Raw genomic sequence first — 26,446 nt, forward strand, 5'->3', positions numbered from 1 at the left:
AAATTGATCCATCTTCCTCCACGAAGGTCCAACGACTTGCGTCGTCTCATCCGGCTGCTGACTTGGGGAGTCCTGGCGGCCTTGGCCGTTGGGTTTCTGTCTTCAGCGCGTGCAGGGGAGGATCCACCCCCCTCGGCCGTGAAGGAGCCAACAACCCCAATCGCCCCTGCGATTGAGGAGCCGAAGCCGGAGCCGTCGGTCGCCCCGGCCGTGGAGGAACCAAAGCCGATTGCCCCGGTCGTTGAGGAGCCGAAGCGGGTCGTCCCGGACGCCCCACCCCCGCCGGTTTACATCTTCCTCAACTCACCCGCCGAACTCGCGGAACTTTGGAAGAAGCTGAAGCAGCCCGACTTCATCCTCCTGCGCGGCGATGAACTTCGGAAGCAGGCTGAGCCATTGCCGGAGGGAGTAAGTCCCCTGCTGGCGGCTCAGGGGATTGTTGTCCGTTCCGTTGCGATCCGAGGCGCGGTCGTCGGGGAGATGGCCAATCTCTCGGTTCATCTCGTGGTCGCAACCCCGACCCCGGGACCGAACCGGGTCGCGCTCCGGCTCGATAATCAGACGGTGACCCGGGCGATTGAGAAGGATCGCCCCCTCCCCTTGCGGGTGATCCCCGGTGGCGGTTGGGAGGTCGAGCTCTCCGGCCAGGGAGAGCACCAGGTTCAGGTCGATCTCAAGGTGCGACTGCGGTCGACGACCGAGGGCCGTTCGCTCGAGCTCGGGATTCCCGAGGCGCCTTCCACGCAAGTCGAGCTGGACGTGGATCAGGTGGTGTCGGACGCCCAGGCAGGACCCGTCGAACCGGTGAACCGGGAGCCAATTCACGCGGGCAAAGGAACGCGACTTTCGTCGCATCTCTCGCCACGGTCGCGGCTTGACCTGAGCTGGAGAGTTGAGGCGGAGCCGGGGGCACAACTCCCTCCGCTGCTATCGATCCAGGGGGATATCGCCATCGACGTGGATCCAGGGGCGTTTCGGGCGCGGTCGTCCTGGGCGATCACGTCGGTCCGTGGCGCGATGCGGAGTCTCGAGCTGCAGCTTGACCCCGACGACGAGGTCCTCGAAGTGACGCTCGACGGTCAGTCAATTCCGGCTGGAATCGAGCGGGATGGAGCCGAGCGCCGGTTGTCGATCCCCCTGACGGAGCCTTTGCGCCCTGGTCCCACCAAGCGGTTGTCCATGACGACCCAGCGGAAACTGCCTCCCCAATCGTCCGCTCGGCTCTCGTTCCACGGTTTCCCCTTGAGTAATGCCAAGGAACAGTTTGGGGCGATCGGCATCGCTCAGAGAGGCAACCTGGTCATCAGTCCCACCGTGGGGCGTGGACTCCGGCGGATCGATCCGAGGACCGAACTCCCCGATGACCTGCGAGCACGTCCGGGCACCTTCTTGGCCTACCAGTTCGTCGATCAACCGTTCGATTTGGAGCTTCGGATCGAGCCCTCGCCCCCTCTGGTTCAATTCGATGCGCGGACCACGATTCGCCTGGGAGCCGGGCAAGCGAAGATCGACACGTGGTTGGGCGTCGAGACAGCGAACGGCCGGCTGTTCGACCTGAATCTCGTTTTGCCAAAAGGACTCGAACTCGAGTCGGTCGGCCCGCCGGACATGATCGAATCGTGGCAGCTCTCTCCCGAGCGCGAAGAAGGTCGAATCGTGACGGCGCGTTTGACTTTCCGGGCCCAGGAGGGGAATTCGTTCGCGCTCCATCTCGTCGGACGTCAAGCGATCGACCCCACGCGATCGGTGGCTGTGGCGCTCTTCCAACCACGTGAATCCTCTCTCGGCGGTGGACGGATCGCCGTGCTCACGGACCGCAACCTGACGGTCGACGTGGCCGAGCGTACCGAAGGTTCAGCGCGGACCGAAGCGTTCCGATCCGCGCGCCAGGAGCCTCCCGCCGATTGGCCGTGGCCCCCGAATCGATCCATCGAAGATAAACCCGCGCTCTGGCTGCGCTACGATGGCACGCCGGCGACGTTACCGCTCCGATTAGTCGTTCACCCGCGGTCGGTCGCGCACGAGACCAGCCTTGTCTTTCAGGTGGGCCGTCGCGGTGTCGACGGTCGCCAAGAGACCGAGTTCGCCGTCCATTTCGGGACCCTGGAACATGTGGATGTGGACGTTCCGCCCGAACTGGTCAATCGCTGGGAAGTCGAGGATGGCGATGTGGCGAGCCGGACCGACCTGGGGCCGACGCCAAAGGGCGGACGTCTCTTCCGCCTGAAATTTGCCGACGAAGTGACGGATCGCGCCAAGTTGACGTTCCGGTTTCGACGCCCCCTCGCGGCGGAGCTCGAGCCCGACCGAGAGACCGAGATCGACGCCTCCTGGCTCCGCTTTCCCTTGGGTGAGGCGGCTCCGGTGCGGGCTCGCGTCGCCTCGGATCCGGGGATCCGGGTCGAGGTGGTCCCCGGTGGTTGGCAACGAGGCGCCGGGGAAGAGGCTACGGCTTCGCCAGGCGCCCTCCCGCTCCACTATCGTTTGCTGAGTTCGAAGGCAGAAACGGACACGCCGCCGCTCCGTCTCACCGCCACGGCCTTGACGTTGACTCCCCTGCCCTCGCTTATCGCGTCCCGACTTTGGTTGCGGACGGTTCAAGGGCCCGAGAACGACCTTCGGACGACCGCCTGGTTCTGGGTGGAAACGCATGAGTCCACGCTCTCGGTCTCGCTCCCGCGCGAGGCCGTGCTGAGCCGGGTCCGGGTCGGTGGCGTGCCCGTGGACCGGAAGGAGCAACTGCCCAACGCGAGCGGATATCGGTTCCGATTTCCGTCCCAGGCGGGCTCGGGACCGTTGCTCGTGGCCCTTGAGTATGTGGTTCCCGCAACGGCCATCAGTCGCGATTGGACTCCGCCGCAGTTGCTCAACGGCATCGTGCAGCAGACGCGCTGGGAGGTGGTCGTTCCTTCGAGCCGTGAGATCGTCGGCGTCCCCTCGGGATGGACCGACGAGAACCAGTGGTATTGGGATAAATATGTTTGGCGGCGGCGGCCTTGGAAGTCGACCGAGGACCTCGCTTCGTGGGCGAGCGGTTCCACCAGTCGAACCCGGGGCGTGAACGGCTGGGACGAGGATGGTCGGGGCGACTATCATGCTTATCTGTTCGAGCACCCGGGTCAGCCTCCCGAGCTTCGTCCGCTCATCGCCACGCGAGGCAGCCTGGTGGCACTCTGCTCGGGGCCGGTCCTGGCTTTGGGCGTGTTGGTGGTCGTCTATCGACGGCCGCGGTTCCGCTTGCTCTGGTCGGTCTTGCTGGCCCTGGCGTTGGCGGTCGCCGCTTCGGCTCAGCCGAGCCTGACCCTGCAAGTGGTGCAGTGTGCCATGGTTGGCGTGGTGTTTACCTTGCTGGCCGCGGCATTACAACGGATCGTCGATCGTCCTGGCCGGGGGGCGACGGCCGTCTTTGGCGAGCCCGGCAACCTGGGGACAAGTCCGAATGGCGGCTCCTCGGTGCACCAGGCAGGCGGGGTTGGGTCCGACGACTCGACGGCGATCCGGGTCCGTCAGGTCTCGACCGTCGATCACGCCCTCGCTCTATCGCAGCCGACGTCGGACACGGCCTCGGGACGTGGCTCTTCCCGGAACATCGGTCAATAGTTCGAGATGCACCCTGCCGGGGAAGAGTGGACCGTGACGATCGATTGCTCCAAGGCCCTTCCGAATCGCCACCGACGTCTCCCGGGCTGGCTGTGGGCTCGTCTGCTGATCCCGATCGCCTTGCTGGGCGCGGGACCGCCCGAAGCCGTCCGAATCCGGGTCCCGGCCGAGAGAGTCGGGACCTGGTTTCCCCACGGCACGGAGCTGCGCGGCCTGTCCGCGGAGCAGTTCGATGCGCTCTTGGCGTCGGCCCGGGCGGGCTATCAACGCCTGGCGGGGGGAGCCCCCGCGCGACTCTTGCAGGCCAGGCACTCCGCGCGCTGGAATGCCGGCCTGCTCGTCGGAAGCTCCGTACTGGTGATCGATGCCCCGTCAGGCAAAGGACCGTATGAGCTGATCCTCAGCCCCTGGACCGCCGCGATCGAGCCCGCCGAAGCCGCGACGACCCGTTTGCGGATGCACGACGACGGCCGGACCGCAGTCCGAGTCGAGGCGGGGACCGTTTCCACGGTCACCTTGAAGTGGCAGCTTCGCGCCCGCACGGGTTCGCAAGGCCGCCGCTTCACGCTCGGCCTGCCCGACACCGAGACGTCGAGACTCACGCTCGACTTGCCCGAGGACTGGATACCCGAAGGAGCGACCGGAATTCGCCAGGGTCCCGACCCAGGGAGCGAACCGGGCCGAAAGACCTGGCGGTTCGAGGGACGCGGCGGCCCGATCGATCTCCAACTCCACGGTCGTCGGTCGGATCAAGGGGCGAACCAGGAGCCGCGGGCCTGGGTTTCGGGACCGACTCGCGTCGAGTTGGGTGAGGCCTTGGCGCACTGGACCATGGACTGGTTGGTGGATCTTGAGCCCCACGCTCCGCGCCGATTTCAGGTGGAATTGGACCGAGGGCTTGAATTCGCCAGCGTCACCGGTCCTGGCATTGATGAGTCGCGGGCCGAAGTCATTGGCGAGGTCACTCGCGTGACCGTCCTGCTCAACGACCAGGTCGCGGCGCCAACCCGGGTGACCTTTCGCGCGGTCGCGCGGATCCCCGCCGAGGGGCCGTGGCCGGTCCCGGCTGCCCGGCCGCTCGACGCGCTCTGGACGGGGGGGAGAACGAGCATCCGGCTCGATCCGAGTCGACTGCTGCGCGATTGTCGCGAAGCGGCGGGGCGGCGCGTGCCCGCACGACCGACCGGCGATCAGGCCGACCCGAACCTCATCGTCTTCGAGGCCGAAGCGCCTCAATCAGTGGCCGTCCTCACGTTCGGAAAGCCTCGGGTCGATGTCTCGGTCGAGGTCCGCGGACAGCTCCTCCTCGGGAACTCTTCGCCGCGACTCGAGAGCCAGTTGACCTGGCGGGTGCATCGCGGGCACCTGCTCGCGCTCGATGTGGACTTGCCGCCAGCCTGGGTTCCCGAACGGGTCCAGGTCGTCGGCATCGACGAGCCGTTGGCCTGGCACCCTCGCACGTTGCCGGGGGGGGGCGTGCGGGTTCACGTCACCCCGCCCTCGGGGGATTTCACCCGGAGTTCGTTGGTGCTCAACCTGACCGCGAGCGCGGCGATTGCGGGGGGACGTGGTCCGATCACGCTCCCTCGAGTTCGCCCGGTCGGGGTCCAGGTCGTCGACGAGCGCTGGCTTGCCTGGACGGAGTCGGGAGTGACGCTTCATCCGGCAAAAGCGACCGGGCTCGCCTGGATCGACCCGTCGCTCGTGATCGGCCCCACGAATGACCGCCCCGCCATGCCGGCCGGATTGCGCGAAGCCCTCGCCTGGCGCTGGATTTCCGATCAGGCCGAGGCTCGCGTGAACCGCGAGCGTGTCCAGGAGGAACCGCGCGGCTCGATCCAACTCCTTGCCAGCATCGACCGCGATCGGTTGCGACTCGACTGGCGGATTTCGGTTGATGCCGGGGAAGAGCCGCTACGGTCGATCCCTCTCGTTTTGCCGGACCCGATCCAAGGCGCGGGGGATTGGCACTTTACCAACGAGGTCAGCTCCGTCGAGTTGCCGCGAAAGCCGATCGATCCCGCGCGGCGGGCCGAGCTCGGTTTGCCTGAGTCGGGTCAGGCCTGGGAACTGGTGCTCCCCGACGCGCCGTCCGGGCCGGTCGTGGTTCATTCGCGTCTCGAAGTCCCTTGGGACGGGCGAGGACGACTCCCCCTGCTCGTCATGCCCGATCGATTTCGATCGCGGCACTTCGCCATCGTGGACGTCGCACGCCAGTTGCAGGCGAGTGTCGAGTCGTCCGGCCTCCAGGACCTCGAGCCGGCGGTGGCCGAAGAAGCGATCCGGATTGGGAATCGGCGCGCGGGACGCGACAATTTGAAGGTTGCCGCCGACCCGGTACCCAGACGTCGGGCCTATGCCTTTAGCTACACGAAACCGGGAGGCCGGCTCGAGGTCCGGACCGAAGCGTTGGAGCCGGCCTCGAGCGAGGGGGTGATCGATCACTCGATCCTGACCACGTTCGTCGATCCCCAGGGACCACTCCGGCACCGGCTGGCACTCCGGGTGACGATCGCCGATGCCCGAACGCTCGACCTGACCCTGCCTCAGGGATCGACCTTGGTCCGGGTGAAGCGCGACGGTCAGCCGGTGGCCCCTTCCCGGAATGCCCGGGGCCACTCCCTGCCGTTACCGTCTCCGACCTCGTCCCGTAACGCCTGCACCTTCGTGCTCGACTATCAGACGCCTCGTCGCGCGTCCGCCGCCGACCAGGATTACCGTCCGGAACGCCCCTTGGCATCGCTCACTTACCTGGCGTTCCGCTGGGAAGTGGTCGTCCCCGAGCCCTGGTTGGTCGCGGAGCACGGACCGTCCCTGACGGCCAGTGACCCTGCCTCCGCTCCAACGGGGTTGCGTCGTTTCCTGCCTCCCTGGCGGTGGTCGAGGAAAGGAGAGTTGAAGCACGATGCGGACGTGCTCCGCTCGCTCGACCAGCAAGCGGCCGAGACCACGTTGAACGAGATGACTCTGGGGGAATGTTTCACCCGATGGGATGCCAGCCCCGTGCCGATCGTCATCGATCGGATGACGCTCGAGTCCGGGGGTTGGGGACCTCGGTCGCGAGTGTCCCCGCCTCACAACGACCGCAATCGGGCGGGGGCGGCCAGTGCGGTGATCGGCCCGCTCGGCCTTTCGTTGGTTCCGATCGGCGAGGCGGTGCTCGTGACGACGCGTGTGGAAGCCCCCGATCGGCCGGGCGGTCCGTTGCGCGACGCCGAAGCGAGAGCCGCATGGGAGGCGAGGATCCGGGAGGCCGTGGTCAACGGGTCGGATGTCTCCGACCGATTCCAGACCGTCGCCCGCTGGCGTGGCGAGAGTGCGCGGAAGTCGCAGTATGGCAGTGAAACCACCGATATCGACCCGTCGCCGAACGGCCGGCGAACCTGGCGGTTCTCGGCCGTGGGGTGGCCCGAGTCCGGCATGACGATCCATCTCGTCGACGAGCAGCACGAGCGTGCGACGGCCTGGGCGGCCGGGTTGGCCGTCCTGGCGATCGGGATCGCCTGCCGTGGCATTGCTCCCCATCGCCGCGCCCTTGGCTTGGCGGTCGTCCTGCTCGGTTCTGGGGTTGGCTTGGTCATGACGGCCCCACGCCCCGCCGCGATCGCGGCGGGAGGGGCGACCGGCGCCTTGGCCGTCTTCTTCTACGGGCTAGGAAGTGCGATTCCGGCATGGCCGCGCCGTCGCAACCGCAATCGCGATTCGCGGCCGTCCTCCTCCCCTCGCCTCCGGTCCGGTTCGGGGGTCATCACGGCCCTCGTCGGTTGCTCGGTGTTTTTGGCGGGTGCCGACTCGGTCCGGCTTCTGGCCGCCGCCGGCGATGACACTCCGGTCGTGGCGCTTTATCCGTTCGAGGGCGCGGCCGACCCGGCGCGGATTCCGAACCAGGCCGTGATCCGCCTCGAGGATTACACGCGTTTGAAGACGCTGGCCGACTTGACCCGACAGGAACCGAACCCAGGGGTGGAGGCACTGGCGGCCACTCATCGGATCGCCTGGCAAGGGGCGGGGGGAGTCGTCATCGAGTCGGAGATCGACCTGACGCTCGAGGGGGCACGCCCCGCGCTCTGGACGTTCCCGGTGGGCCACGCACGCGACATCACAGCGGCCCTCGACGACGTCGAGATCCCGGTCCAGGTCCAGTCGGGAGGTCAGGTCGCGTCCGTCACGATTGCCGGTGCGGGGCGGAAGCCGCTTCGGATCCGCCGGTTCGTCACGCCTCGACGCCTTGATGATGCGGAGTCGATCAGCTTGCCGATCAACCCCTTGGCCTCGGCTCGGGTCGAGGTTGGTCCCGGACCAGCCGGCCGGCGTATCGAAGTCCCCAACGCGCGCGGGGCGTTGACGCCTTGGGCAAGTGGTTCGGCGGGAGCGCTCGGCCCGGTCGATCGCCTTGAGGTGCGCTGGGTTTCCAACAATGAACAAGAGAGAATCCCGGCCGTGGGTTCGGTGGAAGGCCTCCTGCTCTGGGATGCCGAACCCGCTGGAGACCGGCTCCGCGCCCGCTTGACCTATCGCAAACCGGAGGGAACGTCGGTGATCCGGCTCCGGCTCGATCCCGGGCTTGTGGTCCGTTCCCTTGCGATTCCAGGCCAGGCGGACGCCAGTCTCCAGTCGACCGAGAAAGGAGTCGAGTGGGTTGCTCATATCAATCCGCCGCTCCCGGATGGAGCCGCCATCCGGCTCGAGTTCTGGAGGCCGCACCCGATCGGTCAAGAGCTGACCGATGAGTTGCCCACCCGCACTCTGCCTCGGATCGAGCCGTTGGGGGCCGAAACCTATTCGGGGGCGATCGGCTTCCGAAGACCGGCCGAATGGGCCGGTCGCCTGGCGGCTTTGGCGGGGAGCGACCCGATCACCGAAGAGGTGTTCGTGCGGTCCTGGGGGAACCTCCCCGAGGAACCTCTGACGCTCTCCGGGGTCACGCGCTTCCTCCGTCCCTCGAGCGTGTCGGTTCGGACCGGACTTCAGCCCGCGCGGCTGTCCGTCCAGCCGACGGTGGAGCTCAACCTCGGTCCCGGGCGCGTCGAGGTGAGTCTGGAGGCGAAGCTCACTCAGGTTTCCGGACGGTCGTACCAGGTCGAGTTCGACGTCCCGAGCGAACTGCAAGTCACCCGTGTGGAAGGCGACGGGGTCACCGACTGGAGCCGCTCCTCCGGGCGAATTCAGCTCCGATTCGATGGGGCGTCGGCCAAGCAACGCACGGTTCGGGTCCTGGGCTGGCTGCCCGTGCCGTACGACCCGTTAGCCACGGGGACCACGCGGCAAGAGGTCGGCGTTCCCTGGCCGCGCTGGCAAAACGTCGAGATCAGTCCGGGCTCTCTGGGCATCACCGCGCCGATGACCTTTCAACTCGAGACGGCGGCGGGCGTGACTCCCTCGAATCCTGATTTTGAAGACTTGAGCCTCACGACCGTGCGGACCACGTATCGGGTGGATCGCCCCGAGGGGCTGGGAAGGCTCCGGTGGGAGGTCGAGCCCCCGCGCGTCGATGTCCAGGTGAGGAGCCAGTTGACGATCAACCCAGACTCGGCCGAGTGGGTCGCGGTGCTCCGTTACGACGTCTCGGGGGGAGCCTGCGACTCGATTCAACTCAAGCTCCCGACCGTCTGGGCCCAGTCGGCCGAAGTCACGCTGGCGGGCGGCAGCCATCAACTCACGTCGGAGTCGCGTAAGGAATCGACCGTCCTGACGATCCGCCCTGAACAACCGATCTGGGGCTCGCAGGACGTGACGATCCGCTCGGTCCGATCGCTCGCCCAGACGAGTACGCTCTTCTTCCCGGTCCTCGAACCCTCGGTCAACGGGACGACGGAAAGCGACCTGGCGATCGTCAACGCGTCGGGGCGCGAGTTTTCGACCGAGGGGTCGCCGAGCTTGCAACCGATCGATGACTCGTCCCGGTTCCAGACCGAGGAGTTTTCGCCGTTGCCCGGCCTTCCGACGAGTGTCTTTCGAGTCAAGTCGAAGGGCTGGTCCTTGAAGGTGGATGCGCCTGGCGGGACGCTACTGGCGAGGGATCTCGGTAGTGGCCACATTCGGGCCGCTCTGACCGAGATTGAAGGGGTTGTCAGGGAGGATGGATCGACCCTGGGATCGATGCGCTGCCTGATCGAGAATCGTACGGGACCGTTTTTCCCGTTCTCGCTCCCCGCGGGCTCGAAGCCCGTCTGGGTGTCGGTCGGTGGTCGGCCCACCCGACCGCTCCGCGCGGCATCCGGCCGTTGGCTGATCCCACTCGAAGAAGCCGATTCGGACGAGTTGACGATGGTCTGGGTGTCGAAACCGACGGTGGCACCCAAGCCTGGTGAGGGACGCTTGATCCCCTACCCCGGGCTCGACCAGGAGCGGAGTTCCACCTTCCTCTCGCTCCGAATTCCGGCGAGTTGGGACACGACCAGCCGGAGCCCCGTTTTTGCCGCGGTGGCTCCGGACCGGCAAGACATTTCGCGCGCGGAGAAACACGGGCGATTGATCGCCGACCGGCTCGCGACGATCGACCGCAGCTCGCTTCGCGATCGCGAGTCGCTGGTTGCATCGCTCGTCGAGTTTGAGTTGATGCTCCGGAGCGCCGAGCGCGCCGCGGTCTGGGAGTCGCCGCTCCCGTCCGCGACCCGGGAGACCGAGATCCGGGTCATCCAGGCTCGGGTCCAGGCCGCGCGTCACGGGTTGGCGGAGGCCGTCGAGACCGCCGCGCTGGATGAGCTGGCCCGAGCGGCCCGGGTCCATCTTGGCCTGGCTCGTGAGGACGCGGCCGCGGCCACCCCGGAGCTCGCCGAACCGGCGGTCCCGGTTCGGCTGCGACGGCTCGGTCAGCCTCGTCGGTTCGATGGCGACCTGGATGGGGCCGGCAAGGCTCCCGTGCTGGTGGGAACCTCGAAGCCGTCCACCTGGCTGAGCGAGTCGGAGCAAGCCGCTGGTTTCGTGTGGGCCGCCGTCGCCTTACCGCCGCTCGTCTGGGGCCTGACGCGCCGAACCGGCCGGTCGAACAACCTGACGAGCGTCCTCCTGCTCGCCGCAACGCTGGCCGTCACCGCCCTCAGCGGCGGCCTCGGGATCTTCCTCGCCGCCCTGTTCATGGCCGGACTCGGTTGGCTCTTCCCGGACGCCTGATCCACCGACCACCTGAATCTCGCGTTTTCGCTCGCCTAAGGATGAATCCGCTCGATCGGGACAGTGTTTCGTCGTCCCCAACGCCGCGGTTTGAGCGTAATCAGGAGCCTGCAGCCACCGCGGGGATCCGAGAAGACCGGCGGCGTCGGTGCACAAACGGCGGTCGAGAGAGACGCCGGCGGCCGCGGAGTGACCCGCACTACGTCGGGGCGGGAGGCGATTCTTGGGGGCTGAGCGTCCGATCTGACTTGCGCGTTCTCGGGCGCGCAACGACCGTACCCGTCGTCGAACCAGTCACGTAGCAGAGCCACGACTCCCGGCTTGCCGGCGCCGATGTAGAGACTACGGCGGCGGCGGTACTCGGTCAGAATCGGTTCCGCTCGCGCCATGATCGCTCGGTCTTCGTCGTTCGGTTGATGGCCTTTGGGGACGGCCCAGACGAATTTGTTTGATGCCGACGCGACGGTGGGCACGGTGAGGAAATCGCGGGGGACGAGCTTCCTGTCCGTGGACTTTGAACCGTCCAGGTCGGCGCCGACGAAGAAATCGACGGCATGATCCGGGTAGCCGAAGAGATAGCCCGAGGCGCGAAGGCGGTCGGCCGTTGGGGCGTGCTCCATCTTCTCCACGACTTCGATCGGGTGCGATTCCGGCGTGATCCCATACGTCGAGAAGAAGGTGTGGTGAGCTCTGATCGTGCGCCGGAGGGCCGGGCGAGATGCGACCCAGGCGTGAGCATGTCGCTTTCCATCATGGACCGCGGCGAAAACGAGGACTCCGGCCTGAAACGCGTCGCCGCACCGAATGACGGGGAGGATCCTCCGCATCTCATCGAGCTGCCGCAGGTCAGGCGAATCCACCGGGAACCGGGTCCACCAGAAGGAGCTACTGACCGGCTTGAGCCCTCCGACAACAGTGTAGAGGGCCTCGCTGTCGAGCATCTTCAGGAGCAGCGCCTCGACCTGAGGGCGGAACTTCGGATCGAGTTGCTCGACCGGGAAGCACTCGTTGCGGGGGACGCCGTCCGCACGGAGGTCGGCGCCGAGGACCGAGCACAGAACAAGTCCAAGGAAGAGGAAGCGGGGGCCCAAACAAGTCACGTTATCTCCTTTATAACTTTGTGGTAATCGCGTTTGCATGTGGTTTGATTTTCGCCGGTCGAAGCCAACCGGATTCGCACGCTTCGTCTCAGGTCAGTAACCATCGGCCCCGATCACTTCGCCACCCGCCCGCGTTCCCAGGCCCCGGTAGTTGGGCACATCGATTGAGCTCTTGAGGAACCGAACGGACCCGTCTCCGAGCAGGAAATTGGCACCGCCGGGATGCATGCTCCGAAACCCGAACTGTCCGAGAGTGAGGCTTCGGGGATCGTCGACCCACGTCGTCGAATTGGTGCCGTTGGCCGGGTCGACGACCCAGGTTGGCCGGCCGATGTAGGGCGGGGCGTTGAGCTTGGGGACAACGTAGGCACCACCGGAGATCCGGGTATCGCTCCAACTCGCATAGCGCGCCGGAGTCCCAAGGTCGTCACCACTCCACGAACCACCGACATTGGCGATGTTGAAGCGACTGAACGACGACTCCTCACGAAATCGCGACGTCTCCCCCACCATCAAGGTGTTGCTCAGTCCGTCGCTCACGTCGGCGATTCGGTAGCACGCATTCCGGCCGAACATTCCCTCGGAGAAGATCGCGCCGCACAGGTGCGCGTTCCTGGCCGTCAGCGCGGTCCCATAATTGTTCGCAATACATTCTGAGAGGCCGATGACGCTGGCGTACGACGTCTGTGTGATCTTGAACGACGTTCGTGACGGCTCGGCCCGGGTGTCCGACGGACAGAGATAGGCCGAGACCGGGAACTCCCAGACCGACGTGTTTGGGGGGAAACCCGCGGGGAAGCTGAAGTTGAGGGTGTTGTACTTATTGCCCTGTTCGAGGTAGGGCATGATGTAGTTCGACCACGTATGCCCCCAGGCCGACGTGCAAGCCGGCTCCGTGGATCGCGACTGGGCGACGTAAGCGGGGGGAAACACCCCCAGCGCACTCTCGTAGTTGTGCAGCGCCAGGCCGATCTGCTTCAGGTTGTTCGTGCACGAGATTCGCCGTGCGGCCTCGCGTGCAGCCTGCACGGCGGGCAAGAGCAACGCGATGAGGACCGCGATAATCGCGATCACGACCAGCAACTCGATCAAGGTAAACGCGCGGGGGCGGCGAGCCCATTGGTTTGGCATCGGGTCGTCCTTCAGATCTTGGGGGGGAAACGACGGTCGATCTCGTTCCGAAGCATGCTGCTCCGCCGGCGGACGACGCCGTCGGTCCGCCGGCTCCGGTCGTTGAGGTCGCGTCGCTCACTCAGACGTCGAGGCCGCGATGAGGATCTCGGAGCCGTCCTTGAGCGGGCGGGTTGGACGCTACGACCGATGCGCAAACTCAAGGGGCGACGCGTGGCAGGGTCGCAAGCCTAGAGTCGGATTGCGTTAGGCCCGCGCATGTCCCGAGTGGAAGGTCCGCTCCGACCTTCGTCCGATACCTAAAAAGAGCCGGCAAAGCCGCGTCTTGGAGTGAGGCCGCCTCGGAGCTTGCGAAGGTCAAGGGCGAACAGGGGAGGACCGACATCGGAGAGGAGGCTGTCGACCGAGCCCGGTTTCGCGGGACCGACGGTGACGTTTTCCACGACCGAAGTGTCCGGCTTCCCCTCATTGAGTCCGCGAGCCTGGAATTCGCCCCGATGGGATGCGAACCCAATGAGTATGTGCCGGTCGCCAATGATTCGTTCCAACGCCGTGCCCACCCGGTCTACCCGCGACCTGCTCGGTTCCTTAAGAACGTGACAGACGTCAGCTCAGGTGACGAATGTTAGGAGACGAGGGATTTGCCAAGAGTCCGCAGGGATTCCGGAACTCTTGTGACAGGTGCGGCACATTTAAAGGTGGGAAGAGAAGTCGACATCAACGAGGTTTTGTCCGAGACCATCGCTTCGCCTCATTCAGGACGCCCTTGATCGTGGGAACGCACCGCAAACTTCTGGTCGCTTCGCTCGTCGTGATCCATTGCTGCGTGATGCTCTGCGGCCCTAGCTTGCACTCGATCTCAGAGATCGGTCATCCCGCAATACTGGGCGGTGACACGGGGAAGAGTCACGAAGACGACCCGTTCCGGGTGCCACATGGCTTCTCCGGTCACTGTCTCGTTTGCCATCTCTTCGCGCAGGGGCAAATGCCCTCCCTGCCGACGATCGCCCCGTCGTCCTTTCAAATCGTGGTGCTTGATCGAATTCCGTTCCGGCGCGTCGCCACCTACATCCTGCCCGCCATTGTGCACCCGCGTGCCCCTCCACTTCAGAGTTTCGGTCGCGCCTGACCGAGTTTCTCCTCAAATCCAAGAGGGTCGTGCCTCCGTGCCCCGGCGCGGACTCCAGTGGCTGGCGATGGGCGGGCCCATGGACCAGCTGCCGGAAGAACGGCAGCCTGCTCTGGTATCAACTTGGTCCCGCGAGTCCGAAGTGGAGGAGGCCGAGATTGGGGCCTCTCGAGAAGCCCTTCATGGTGGGCACCCGGCAGGCGACAGCGCTCTGACGTCTCCGCAGTCGATCGACGGAGACTTGTCCACGAAGAGGTATGGCAAGCCTCATGGGATCGACAGCTCGAGCAGGATCGGATCGGGCCTTGTCGGACGAGCAGTTTTCATCGGTCATCGCACCGTTGCTCGGGTCGTTAGTCACCCTGGCGAGCAAGATCCTTAAGAGCCACGATCTGGCGAGTGATGCCGTCCAAGAGGCTGCGTTGGGGCTGTGGCTCGAGGAGCAATGGCCGCCCAATCCACGGGCGTGGCTCATCCGCGCCGTCATTTACCGCAGTCTCCACATGGCCCGATCTCGCGCACGCCGCCGAAAACACGAGGCCCTGGCCGGCGCCGAACGCCAGGAATCCTGCGATCGCGATGATCCCAGCCGGCTCCTCGAAAGCCAAGATCTCCATCGTGAATTGCTGGAAGCGCTCAAGGAGCTTTCGCCCGAGCATCGTGACATCTTCGTCTTGAAGTTCGTTGAAGAATGGGACTATGAGGCAATCGCCGGGAAGCTGCAAATTCCGCTTGGTACCGTACGTTCCCGGCTGAATCGCTCTCGCAATTCTTTCCGTATCACCGTTCTACAATTCCTTCCCGATGGATGCGAAAGTCGCGTCAATAAAGAAAGAGCGATGCGATGAGACCTGAACCAGGGCATTCTTTCCGCCTCTGGTGGAGCACGATGGGCGGGCGGATTTCGACCGGCAAGCGCCCGATCGAATCTCGACCGGCGATCGCCTGGACCGGACTCGGGGGCTTCTCTGCATCAAAATGGAATGACTTTCTCACGCACGACTATTTTCCCAGCGTGAACCCCTATCTTCGCTGGATGTGGACGCCGCTGGGCTGCCTTGGGCTCACCGCGGTCGCGGCGGGGCTCTGCGGGATGATTCTGCATCCGCAAGGCTTCGTGATCCTCATCGGAATCTTAGCGGTGATCGGCTTCGGCGTCGCCTGGCCCTGGCTCGGCCTTCGGGGCGTCCACGGTTCGGTCGGCTTTGACCACAAGCGCGTTCGCGAAGGAGACCAGGTGCAGCTCGAGGCCTCCATCACCAACCGGCTTCCCTGGAGCACGTGGGGCCTTACCGTTGAAGGAATCTTCATGACGAGCGACCCGAGCGAGTCTCCGGCCCCCGTCGCGGGCCTGGCGCTCCTCCGGGGGTGGCGAACGACGCATGTGACCTCTTGTCTCGTTGCGGAATGCCGAGGCGACTACCCGATCCACCCTCCCCGAATCGCAACCGGCTTTCCCTTCGGACTTCACAAAGCGTGCCGACCCCTCTCGACGGCGTCGCGGTTGCTGGTCTGGCCCAGAACGTTTCCCGTCGGACCGATTCCCGAAACGTCGGGACGAGGCGTTGAAGGCTTCGCCCCTCGTGACAAGCCGGGGACGTCGGGCGACGTGATCGGTGTCCGACCGTATCGACGCGGCGATTCTCTGCGTCGAATCCACTGGCCGCAAACGGCCCGTCACGACCAACTGGTCGTCTGCGAGCACCACGCTCAATCGGTTCCTCGCGTCCAGGTCGTGATCGACTCTCATGAAAGCGCTCACGTGGGTCGGGGGCCGAACGGTTCGCGCGAATGGGCGATTCGGATCGCGGCAAGCTTCCTCGAGGATTGGATCGGTCAGGGTGCGGAGGTCGAACTCATTCTTCAGAGTCGTGTCATCGCCCCACGTGAAGGCTCGATCCCGGCGCGTCGCGCTCGATTTCTCGACGCGCTGGCTCGCTTCGACGCTCACGACCTACTCACTTTGCCCGACATCCTCGACCTGCCGGCCTGCCGCCAACTTCGCGAAGGGATTCGCCTGGTCGTCACCACCGACCTGGGTGTGCAAGGCATTACACGACGCGGTTCGCGTGGGATGAACGAACTCTTCGTGGTCCTCCGAGCGGCGGCGTTCGCAGAGGACGGGGAGCAATGCCATGCCTCCCCGATGTTGTTGACCCCTTGGATTTGGGTGGACGACCCAACGCGAGTCCCTCAGTGCATCCGACGCGCATGGAAGGAGGTGCCCGTTGATCGCTGATGTCGAGGATCGCAAGGTGCGCTGGCTCACCCTGGTCATGATTGCATTGGCGACGATCCTGATCGAGCTCGCTGTCGCGGAGCCGGGCCGAGCCCCGTGGCTCTGCGCCCTGACGGCGCTCGGCCTGCTCGTCGCCCCCGCCTGGGCGATGGCCTGGTTCCTCAGCCGACGCTTGGGGCCCGCGCACCGACCCCGGTTTCCGAGGCCGCAGGGATCTTCGACTCGAACCGATCGCTTCCCGGCGAATACCGTCCTCTTTCTCGTGATCCTTTTCGTTTTACCGTTCGTCGGTCAGTTGGGGCAGGTGTTCTGGCGGGGGCGGGGTGTCATGCTTGAGGTGGTCTTGCTGACCGCCCTCAGGAATCTTGGACTCGGGCTCGGGGTCCTCGCGTTTCGCCCCGTCTTCAGCAGGCTCGGGGCCGTTATCAGTCTCTTCCTGGTCTTGGTGGCCGCTTCGCTGGGCGACGGTCATTGGATTCTCGTGATCATGGGTGTTTATGCGATCGCCGCAACCTTTTGGTTGATGCTCATCTACTGGGATGGCATTGCAATGGGCGTGGAAGAAAAGCAATCGAAATCGCTCCCCTGGTCGGCCGCGGTCTGGGTCCTGGCGATCTTCACGCTCGGTGGGATGGCGGTTTTTGGACCGACCCGCGCCGCGACGACGCTGGCGGGTCTTGTGCCGACCTCGGGGGGAACGGACTGGAATGATGGCGAAGCTCGCGGTGGTGTGAACGACGGCGATCACGAGGTGAGTGCCAGTGAGAATCCGCAGAGCGTCGGTTTCACCCAGAGTGAGGTCTATCTCGACTCCGACCGGCCTAGCCTCTACGACACGTTCAACGATAGGTACGGTGAACCATTCAAGGTCAAGAAGACGGAACGGATGATCGCGCTTCAGTCTCAGTCCGTCAAGGAACAGAAAGAACTGCCGGTCGAGAACCTCCAGGCCGGACGCGAGTTTCCGCTGGTACGTCGTAAACCCGAACCGCCCACGCGTCGACCCGGCCACCGCGCGGCCAAAGCCCTTCTTTATTTGAAAGGTCCAACGCCTCTTCATCTTCGGATGGCTATCTACGACCGCTTCGACGGCAACACCTGGCTCGAGCAATCCGCGGACGAACCATTGTCTTCGCTCGAGAAAGAGGGCCAAGGAGCCTGGCTCCGGCTGGTGCGGCCGATTCCCCCGATCGATCGAGGAATCCAGTCTCATCAACTCAAAATCGGCCTCCTCGATTCCGAAACGCTCCCGGTCCCGGCCCAGTTGTCACGGTTGAGGGTGGGAAGCGTGGACCGACCCGACTTCTTTGAATGGGGCCAGGGCGGTATTCTCCGCATGGTCGGACGGACAGTTCCCGCAGGGACCGTGATCGAGACCGAGTCCCAACTCGTCGACCGGCACCGACTCGCTCGGCTCGAACTCCCGCCAATCTTGGTTTCGACCCAAGGACCTGATGGTCACCGCGACGAGGATCCGATCGCCTCCAAGGTGGCCGATCTGGCGAGACACTGGGCTTCGGGCCACCCCCGAGGCTGGGGGCAAGTCGAAGCGATCGTTGGTCGACTCAAGGCGGATTACCGCTTGGTGCGAGACGCCTCGCATCTCGTCACGAGTGGCGACCCGGTCGCCGACTTCCTGCTCCGAACCCATTGCGGCGCTGACCACCATTTCGCCTCGGCCTCCGTCGTTCTGCTTCGCTCGCTCGGCCATCGAGCACGACTGGTCAGCGGCTTCTACGCGTCGCCGGCTCGCTATGACGTTCGGACCCGGCATACGTCGGTCCAGAAGGAAGATGTTCATGTTTGGGCTGAGGTGATGGTCTCCGCGGGATGCTGGGTCACGATTGAGCCAAGCCCGGGTTATGAGGTTCTGGAACCGTCGCCAACGCTGGTCGAGAGATTGGCCGGGGTGCTTGTCCTGACAGCGCGGTGGGGCCGCGACCACGGTTGTGCCCTCGTCGTCTCCACTTTGCTCGTGATCGGTTCGCTTTACCATCGACGCGAAATGTTCGACGGCTTCGCCACTCTGGCTTGGTGGTTGAACGCGGGAAGGGCGACACACGGGGGCGTACTGGCGACGCTCTCCTTGGTGGAGCGGCGGTCGCGGTGGGCGGGCCGCCCCAGACCTCCCGGGCAGACCCCCGCGCGTTGGTATGGGCCGATGGCCCAGGGAGTGTCCGTGGAAATTCGAGACGATCTCGATCGATTGGTCCGTTTGGCGGACTGGATTCTCTATGCCCACGAGGGCGTGCGAAGTGCGCCCTCGTGGTACGAGCATGACGTTCGCGCCATGTGCCGCCGCGTCGTTCGAGGCTGGACGCTTGGGCGGGTTCGCGCCTCGGCAATGGACGCACCGAGATGAGAAAGGCAGATGATCTCGTGACCCCTGATTCGAGCCTGATGGTAGAGAGCGAGCAGTGCCTGATCGAAGGGATCCGCTCCGCCCTGAATGCGGCCCTCCGGGGCAAAGCGGTCGTCAACGAGTACGTCTTGGCCTGCCTGCTGGCGCGAGGCCATCTTCTCGTCGAGGACCTTCCCGGGCTCGGCAAGACGACTCTGGCCAAGGCGCTGGCGCACGCCGTCGGTGGCAAGTTCGCTCGGGTCCAATGCACCCCCGACCTGTTGCCGGGGGACATCACCGGCTTTCGGATCTTCGACCAGCGAACCCGTGAGTTCGAGTTTCTCCCCGGTCCCGTTTTCGCCGACGTCCTGCTGGCTGATGAAATCAATCGAGCGACCCCCAGGACTCAGAGCGCTCTTTTAGAATCCATGGCCGAGCAACAGGTGACGATCGACAATGTGCGTCATGTCCTGTCGCCAACATTTTTCGTGATCGCGACCCAGAATCCGGTCGAGCAGCATGGCACGTATCCCCTCCCCGAAGCGCAGCTCGACCGGTTTGCGATGAAACTCCGAATCGGCTACCCCGAAAAGGAAGACGAACGGGACATGCTCGCCGCGGCCGTCGGATTCACACGCGACTTGGCGGTGGAGAGCGGCCCGAAGATTGAACCGGGAGAACTCCATGCCCTGCAAGAGCGCGTCGCCCAGGTCACCGTCGGCCCGTTGGTGCGTGAGTATCTCGTCGAACTGGCCCATGCCACTCGCGCGCACCGCCAGGTCATTCTCGGTCTGAGTCCGCGCGGACTTTTGACCTGGCAGCGGCTGGCCCAGGCCCGTGCCTTGCTCCAGGAACGCGATTTCGTCACGCCCGATGATGTCCAAGATATGGCCACTCCGGTCCTTGAGGTTCGCCTCGGAGTGGAACCCGAGGCAATGAATCGGGTGTTGGGAGAGATCCTCGCTTCCGTTCCGGTTCCCGTCCTCCGATAAAATCGCTGCGCACTAAATCAATTTTAAGCAAAGTAAGTTGGGGTATGTGGATGTGTTTTGTTGCCGTTGGTTGAGCTTGTCGTGGCCGGGGTGACCTGCGTCATGATCGCCCAGGTCAGGTGGAAGAGACGCAGGTTCGGCGGCACGTGCCGTCCAAGCTCGTCGGACGGCCTTCTCGCTTCAGAGTCACATTCCGACCGATCGAGTATGGAGAATCCACGCGATGCGATGCCTCAATGAGCTCAGAGGGAACGGCCTGCTCAACCTCCTTTTGCTTTTCATTTGTAGCGGCTGCCACGAATCGACGTCGGCGAGCAATCGCCCGAGGATTACCCCTTCGACTCCTCCTCAGACTACGGCCAGCGGACATGAGCATAAGCCAGGAACGCATGGCGGCCTGATCGTGCCTCTCGACGGCGCTCACTTCCATGTCGAGGCGATCCTGACAGACCGAGGTGGGATCCGCCTCCTGATGCTTGGCGAGAACGAGTCCCGGGTGCAGGAAGTCGAGCTCCAGACCATCACCGCCTATGTGCGGGCGCTGGGGGATTTGAACTCCCGCCCATTCGAATTGAAACCCGAACCTCAGCCGGGGGACCTACCTAGCAAGACGTCCGCCTTTGTCGGCCAGTTCCCCGACGGCCTGGCGGGGCGGCCCTTGGTGGTCGTCGTCCCGAGTCTCCGGATCGATGGTCGTCGGCTCCGCTTCGGGTTCGAGACTCCCGAGCCGGAATCCTCGGCGACGATGCCGGAAAAGGTGGCCGATGAGGAGGAGCGAACGCTGTATTTGACGCCTGGCGGCAAATACACCGAGGCTGACGTGCAGGCCAACGGCCGGAGGACCGCCTCGACGAAGTTCGCGGGTTTCCATGCCTCTCACGACCCGAACCCAGCCCCGGGCTCGCGAGTTTGCCCGATCACGGACACGCGGGCCAGCCCGGATTGCTCCTGGATCGTTGGCGGGAAAACCTATCTCTTTTGCTGTCCTCCCTGCGTCGATGAGTTCATCCGTCGCGCCAAGGACGATCCCGAGTCGATTCGCGAGCCGGAGACTTACGTGGCTCCCGAGGAAGGTCCGAAATGATCGACATCCTCTTACTCTGGGCCCATGGCGATTCCACGGTGGTACTCGACCTGAATCCCGTGCGAACGATCGCGGGAGCTGCCGTCCGGTTCATCCAGGCCGTGCTCAACGGTGCCCCCTATCTCTTGTCCGGCGTGGTTCTCGCAGGATTGCTTCGGGGTATCGTCGGCGCCGAGGTCATCCGGCACCGGTTCGGGTCACGGTCGCTCGGGAGCGTGGTCTGCGCCTCGATCTTTGGGTTTCTCCTGCCCCTTGGCGCGCTGGGCTCGCTCCCCGTCGCACGTCGCCTCTTGGCCATGGGAATTCCCCGCGGCACGACCCTCGCGTTCCTGATCTCGGCGTCGGTTCTCGATCCCCTCTCACTCGTTCTCGGACTATCCTTGATGAGTCCTCGCCCGATGGCGGCATGCGTTGTCGCCGTGTTCGCCTGGTCTCTTCTGGCTGGACTCCTGATCAATCGCCTGACCAGTAACCGCTCGCCGGTTGAGACGATCTCGGACTTCGAAGGACTTCCCGGCACCCCCTTCGCGCGACTTGCCAGGGTTGTCTCGAGCATGGCTACGGATTGCTCCGGTTCGTCACTCCGTGATCTCGCGCTCGCAGCCGCGGGCGCTGGTCTGCTCGGGGCGTTCTTGCGTTCCGGTTGGCTTCAACAGGCGGCCTCGCCCCCTCGACCCGCGGGGAACCTTGTCACCGCGGCCATGGGAGCACTCGCGAGTGAAACTCCGTTGGGAGCGATGCGCCAAGCAGGGATCCTGGTCCGTGACGGGTACACGCACCAAACCGCATTCATGTTGCTCGCGTCCGGTGCCGGTTTCAACCTGGCCATCCTCAACTGGCTGCATCGTGGACTGAGGCTGAAGCCCTGGTCGATGGCGGCCGTGATCGGTATCGGCATTCTGTTGCCATGCCTCATCGGTTGGGGGTTTGATCGACCGGTGAGGGAACCGGCGGGCCAGACCATGTTTCACACCCACGCATTTGATGAGGTTGAACGTCCCAACTTCGGTGGGTTGGAATTGTCCTTGGCAGTGCCGATGGCATGGGGAATCGCAACACAGGGCCAGGCGTTTACCCTTCCGGCGCTACTTCTTCTCACGCTGCTTTCAACGGCCGGACTCATCGCTCGCCGACCTCGGATTCGGTCGGTGCTGATGCAGTGGAACGCCTGCCTGGAGTTGCCCCGGCACGCGTCGGGAACGCGAGCCTGGGATCGTTCGCTCTCCCCCCGCCTCACGACCGCACTCGGACTGGTCGCGGCAATTCCGGCGTTGATCGCATTGGTCCTCACCTACTACCCGGCACCGCCGGTCCTCCTCGATGAAATGGTGCTTGTTCATACGGAAGTCCAGTACGCCGTCCGGTTGGGCAAAGCGGACGAGGCCCTCGTCTGGATCGATCGCTGGAACGACCTGATTCAGAAGCTGGGGCCAAGTCTGCGGCTTCGGCAGGGATCGATCGGAGGCCCGGTTCAAGTCAAGCTTGACGAACTCCGCGAGGCCGTCGCCGCCCTTCGAGGATTCCTGGATGAGGGGCGTCTCGAGGAAGCGCGCACGCTACTTGGTCATCTTGATCGAGCCCAAAAGGAATGCCGCCAGGCATTCGGGGCGGTCAGCTAATCGATGGTCATGCTTGCAAATATTGATCATGTGTGCAAACGGTTGGGATCGCGCACCGGAAAATGCCGGATCGGCCTTGAGGGCGAGCGAACGGTTTCCGGTTGACCCAATGAAGCAGCCCCTCGCCCGGCCATGATGCCGAGGAGGGGCTGCTTCATTGAGTTTGAATCAAAAACGCATACCGACCTGAAAGTTCAATCAGGCCAGATTCGATCAGATCAGTTCTTTGATGGGCGTTCCGGCATCCACCAGCTTGATCGGACGACCGCGCGGGGTGGTCCACTGGGTGCCCAGGTCGAGACCCATGGCTTGGGTCATCGTGGCGATGACATCCATCGGGGCGACCGGCTTGTCGACGATGTCGACGCCGTCCTTGTCGGTGTCGCCGATGGCTTGTCCGCCACGGATGCCGCCACCGCCGAGGACCATCGACCAGCTTCGCGGCCAGTGGTCGCGGCCCGCGTCTTGGTTGATCCGCGGGGTCCGGCCGAAGTCGCCCATCCAGGCGATGACCGTATCGTCGAGCAGGCCGCGCTGGTCGAGGTCGGCGACCAGCGCACTCATGCCCTTATCAAGCTCGGGCAGGAGACGGTTCGACAGGGTATCGAAGGCGCCCGCGTGGGTATCCCAGCCGCCGAGGCTCACCTCGACGAACGTGACGCCCATTTCGACGAGCTTGCGGGCCATCAAGCAACCGGAGCCGAATGAGCCACGGCCGTAGAGATCGCGGACCTCTTTGGGTTCGCTATCGAGGCTGAGCGAGGCCTTGGTCTTGCGGTCGTTCATCATCCGGACCGTCTTGTTGTAGACGGCGTCGTGGTCGGTGCTCCCCTGGCCCCGGCGTTGGGAGATGAAGTTGTTTTCGACCAGTTTCATCATGCTGAGCCGACGGAACATCCGCGCCTCGTCGACCCCGGCCGGCGGCTCGAGGTTGGCCACCTTGCCGTTGGGGTTCTGGACGACGAACGGGGAGTAGGCCATGCCGAGGAAGCCCGCGCCCACGCCCGGTCCGTTGATCGAGATCGCGTGGGGAAGCGCGAGCCCTTCGTGCCGGTTGCCAAGTTCGTAGGCGAACGATGTTCCGAAGCTCGGATGCACGACGGTCGGGTTGGGGGTGTACCCGGTGTGCATCATGTACGTGCCGCGGTCGTGGTTGCCTTCCTTCGAGTTGAGCGAGCGGATGACGCTGAGGTGCTTCATCTGCTTGGCGACGTTCGGCAGGTGCTCGCAAATCGAGATTCCGTTGGCCGAGGTCGCGATCGGCTTGAAGGGGCCGCCGTTCTTCTCGCTGTCCGGCTTCAAATTCCAGGTGTCCATGTGGCTCGGGCCACCGGCCATCCACAGCAGGATGCAGCTCTTGGGCTTGGAACGCCCCGGGGCGGCGGCATTCGCTTCGAGAGCGCCGATGAGATGGGCCGCCGGGACGGCCATTGCGCTGGTCGCCAAATGGCCCATGAAATGGCGGCGGGACATCCCGCTGGGAACAATCAGGTGGTCTGACATCGGTCGAAAACCCCCCTTGCGCCTCAATCGAGGCGAACTCGGGGTGACGAGGCGAAAGGCCTCGTCACCGTTCTTGCATGCGGACCGGCTTCAATGGTTCAGGATGAATTCGTTGGAGTTCAGCAAGGCCCAGAACAGGTCTTCGAGAACGTAGACCGTATCGGGGTTCGAGGTCAGTACCCCGCTGGCCGCCGTCAGCTCAGACCGGGTGGGATAGCGACTCAGGGCCGAGAGGAAGAGGTTGTTGACCATGTAGATGGGCGGTGCCATCTTGCGCTGAGCGACCGCCCGGACCTTCAGATCGTCGAGAAAGCTTCCCGGTTTCCCACCGACGGCGCGTGCCATCAGGTTGCCGTTCATCATCATCAAGGCTTGAGGGATCGTCCCGTTGAAGGATGTTCCTTCCTCACCTTCGTCGTTGCCGAAGGCGAAGACGAATTGCTCCAACCACTGGTCGCGCTGGCGGTCGAGGTTGGCTGCGCCTTCGGTCTTGTGGGCGTTGGTGGCCGTGAGCAACGAGTCGAAGAGCTGCTCGGGAACCATCGGCTTCAGCGCCATGTGGCTGAAGAGGGTTTCATCCTTCTCGTTCCCCTTGGTCATCATGCTCGACAACTGGTACGCCTGGCTGTTCATGATCCAGCGGACCAGCGTCTTGATGTCGAACCCGCTGGCGGCGAAGTCTTTGCCCAGGGCCTCGAGCAACTCGGGATGGCTCGCGGGGTTATGAGCACCGAAGTCGTCGACCGGGTTGACGAACCCACGCCCGAGGAAGTGGCCCCACATCCGGTTCACGAACGCCTGGGAGAAATATTCGTTCTTGGGGTCGGCGATGAACTTGCCGAGCTCGACGCGGCGATCGACGTCCGTCGCCTGGCTGATCTTACGACCGTCGAGGAACCGAGGGAACGCCACGCCCATCAGGCCGTTCCGCTTATCGAAGCTGGCAAAGGCGTCGGTCGGTTCGTCGGTGAGCTCGATGTGGTCGATCACCTCGGCGCCGCTGGCGTCCGGTTTGCGAACCACACGCGATTTCAGGCCTTTGAAGAACGCGTTGATTCCCCAGAAATCCGCCTGTTTCCAGTCGTTCGACGGGTGGTCGTGGCACTGGGTGCATTGGATCTGTTGGCCGAGGAAGACGCGGGTCGTCACCGAGGTCAGGGGGACCGCTTCCATCTCCAGGTGGGAGATCGGGAAGTTCACCGCCCCGTTCTCTTTATTGGACCCTTTGGCCGTGATCAGGTCGAACGCGATATCGTTCCAGGGCCGGTCGGCGTTGATCTGCTGGCGGAGCCAGCTGTTCAACTCCCCACGGAGCACCATCTGATCCAGTCGTCGTCGGCCGGTCAGGATGACCGTCCATTGGTTGGCGAAGTTCTTGGCGAAATCTTCGTGCTTGAGCAGGTATTCGACCAGCTTCGCCCGCTTCCCCTTCTCCTTGGAACGGAGGAAGGACGCAGCCTCGTCCGCGTTGGGAATCCGGCCGAGTACGTCGAGATAGGACCGGCGGAGATACTCCTCGTCGGTACACTCTTTCGAAGGCTTGATCGAGGCCTCGTCCCAGGCCTCGCGGATCATCTTGTCGAGGAAGACCGGCTTGGCCACGCCCGACTTGGTGGCGACGAACTTCGTGTCCGCGGCGTCATCGCCCGCGTCCTTCTCATCCGCCCTGGCCATCGCCCCATACCAGGCCAAGCCCGCCAGTACGGCCAGGAACACCACGCGCCGGCTTGGCGACTTCCAGACTGGACCCACGCTCATCGGCCCACTCCTCAAAAAAAGGCAATGCGTACGATGTCCCGGAATCCGGCCCTGGTGCGTCGGATAGTGACGTGTCTGAAATTCAGATTACGCCAAGGAAACCCAACCGGTCAAAGGCATTCTTCAGTCCGTCAATGATTTTCTGTGTGATTGACCACATAGGCGACTGCATCCATCAGGGCAAGCACAGGCCGGCGCTGCAATTGTACGCCGTAGAACGTCAGGTGTGACACCCTTTTTTTGGAATTGGTGGAACTGCTGGTGGAGAGGGGAGATCGGTACGAAAAGAGGGAGGGATTCAGGCGTTTGAGGCGGTGGCGAACCGGTCTCAACCCGGTCGGGTACGGTTCGTCAGTCCCCCCTTCGTTCGGGGCTCTGGGAAAGGTGTGCCGTCGCAACGGGTAGGCTCTCGCCAGCGACCATCCCGAAGGGATGGCAAGCGAGAGCCTACTCGAAGAGGCGTTCTGTGAGTCCTACACGCACCCATGAAGACTCGTCACCGCCCCGGTCCAAGGATCGATGCGGTCATCCCTCGATGGGTGGGTAGACGACCGCTCAGGCGCTCTCGCGTTGGAAGTGGATCTCGTGGAGCCGGCGATAGAGTGGGGACGATCTTCGCAGTTCGCTATCCGTGCCGACCGACTCGATGCGACCGGCGTTGATGAGGACGATTCGATCCGCGAATTGCAGTGAGCCGAGGCTGTGGGTGATCAGGAAGGTCGTCCGGTTCCGCGAGAATTCTTCGATCGCCTTGCGGATCAAGGCCTCGTCCTGAATATCCACGGCGCTGGTCGCTTCGTCGAGAATCAGGATCGCCGGATCGAGGAGCATCGCCCG

The 26,446-nt window shown here is 64.3% G+C and carries 15 protein-coding genes; 9 read left to right on the forward strand and 6 right to left on the reverse strand.

Annotation, left to right across the window (positions count from 1 at the left end):
- Nucleotides 1-36 precede the first annotated feature (36 nt).
- Together BUS42_RS30285 and BUS42_RS30290 are read left to right on the forward strand one after the other, a co-directional pair.
- Nucleotides 37-3,600 (forward strand): hypothetical protein, encoded by a 3,564-nt coding sequence (locus tag BUS42_RS30285; RefSeq protein ID WP_074313294.1) that lies wholly within the window; start codon nt 37-39, stop codon nt 3,598-3,600.
- A gap of 33 nt (nt 3,601-3,633) precedes the next feature.
- Nucleotides 3,634-10,713: a hypothetical protein gene (locus tag BUS42_RS30290; protein WP_074315495.1), complete on the forward strand. Its 7,080-nt coding sequence runs from the start codon at nt 3,634-3,636 to the stop codon at nt 10,711-10,713.
- A 35-nt stretch (nt 10,714-10,748) separates the two neighbouring features.
- On the opposite strand, the gene BUS42_RS30295 is transcribed toward BUS42_RS30290, so the two are convergent.
- From BUS42_RS30295 to BUS42_RS46750, 3 genes are all read right to left on the reverse strand, one after another.
- The gene (locus BUS42_RS30295; protein WP_074313296.1) at nt 10,749-11,813 is read right to left on the reverse strand and encodes a hypothetical protein; all 1,065 of its coding nucleotides are present in this window, start codon (nt 11,811-11,813) and stop codon (nt 10,749-10,751) included.
- 93 nt (nt 11,814-11,906) lie between these two features.
- A complete protein-coding gene (locus tag BUS42_RS30300; protein WP_074313298.1) occupies nt 11,907-12,944 on the reverse strand; it encodes a DUF1559 domain-containing protein in 1,038 nt (345 codons plus the stop codon).
- Between the two features lie 299 nt (nt 12,945-13,243).
- Entirely contained in the window at nt 13,244-13,504 is a 261-nt protein-coding gene (locus BUS42_RS46750) for an erythromycin esterase family protein (RefSeq protein ID WP_074313300.1), read from the reverse strand.
- 212 nt (nt 13,505-13,716) lie between these two features.
- Here BUS42_RS46750 and BUS42_RS30310 point away from each other — a divergent pair, with 212 nt between their 5' ends.
- The 7 genes from BUS42_RS30310 (at nt 13,717) to BUS42_RS30340 (ending at nt 22,348) form a co-directional block, all read left to right on the forward strand.
- Nucleotides 13,717-14,073: a hypothetical protein gene (locus BUS42_RS30310; protein WP_143206567.1), complete on the forward strand. Its 357-nt coding sequence runs from the start codon at nt 13,717-13,719 to the stop codon at nt 14,071-14,073.
- Nucleotides 14,074-14,378: 305 nt separating this feature from the next.
- Nucleotides 14,379-14,921 (forward strand): RNA polymerase sigma factor, encoded by a 543-nt coding sequence (locus BUS42_RS30315; protein ID WP_254053888.1) that lies wholly within the window; start codon nt 14,379-14,381, stop codon nt 14,919-14,921.
- Complete coding sequence (locus tag BUS42_RS30320) at nt 14,918-16,312, forward strand: DUF58 domain-containing protein (protein ID WP_254053889.1); 1,395 nt, start codon at nt 14,918-14,920, stop codon at nt 16,310-16,312. The genes BUS42_RS30315 and BUS42_RS30320 overlap by 4 nt, the downstream gene beginning before the upstream one ends.
- Nucleotides 16,302-18,674: a transglutaminase domain-containing protein gene (locus tag BUS42_RS30325; RefSeq protein WP_074313306.1), complete on the forward strand. Its 2,373-nt coding sequence runs from the start codon at nt 16,302-16,304 to the stop codon at nt 18,672-18,674. Before BUS42_RS30320 ends, BUS42_RS30325 begins: the two co-directional genes overlap by 11 nt.
- 38 nt (nt 18,675-18,712) lie before the next feature.
- The gene (locus BUS42_RS30330) at nt 18,713-19,645 is read left to right on the forward strand and encodes an AAA family ATPase (protein ID WP_410001729.1); all 933 of its coding nucleotides are present in this window, start codon (nt 18,713-18,715) and stop codon (nt 19,643-19,645) included.
- A 223-nt stretch (nt 19,646-19,868) separates the two neighbouring features.
- The gene (locus BUS42_RS30335; protein WP_074313308.1) at nt 19,869-20,729 is read left to right on the forward strand and encodes a hypothetical protein; all 861 of its coding nucleotides are present in this window, start codon (nt 19,869-19,871) and stop codon (nt 20,727-20,729) included.
- Nucleotides 20,726-22,348 carry a permease gene (locus BUS42_RS30340; RefSeq protein ID WP_074313310.1) on the forward strand — a complete coding sequence of 541 codons (1,623 nt, stop codon included), beginning with the start codon at nt 20,726-20,728 and terminating at the stop codon, nt 22,346-22,348. The genes BUS42_RS30335 and BUS42_RS30340 overlap by 4 nt, the downstream gene beginning before the upstream one ends.
- Before the next feature lie 213 nt (nt 22,349-22,561).
- On the opposite strand, the gene BUS42_RS30345 is transcribed toward BUS42_RS30340, so the two are convergent.
- From BUS42_RS30345 to BUS42_RS45565, 3 genes are all read right to left on the reverse strand, one after another.
- On the reverse strand, nt 22,562-23,851 hold the full coding sequence (locus tag BUS42_RS30345) for a DUF1501 domain-containing protein (protein ID WP_074313312.1): 1,290 nt from the start codon (nt 23,849-23,851) through the stop codon (nt 22,562-22,564).
- Between the two features lie 90 nt (nt 23,852-23,941).
- Entirely contained in the window at nt 23,942-25,609 is a 1,668-nt protein-coding gene (locus tag BUS42_RS30350) for a DUF1553 domain-containing protein (RefSeq protein WP_074313314.1), read from the reverse strand.
- A gap of 555 nt (nt 25,610-26,164) precedes the next feature.
- Nucleotides 26,165-26,440, reverse strand: a complete 276-nt coding sequence (locus BUS42_RS45565; RefSeq protein ID WP_254053890.1) for a hypothetical protein — start codon at nt 26,438-26,440, stop codon at nt 26,165-26,167.
- Between the last annotated feature and the right edge of the window lie 6 nt (nt 26,441-26,446).

The organism is Singulisphaera sp. GP187, from assembly GCF_900129635.1.
Taxonomy (GTDB): domain Bacteria; phylum Planctomycetota; class Planctomycetia; order Isosphaerales; family Isosphaeraceae; genus Singulisphaera.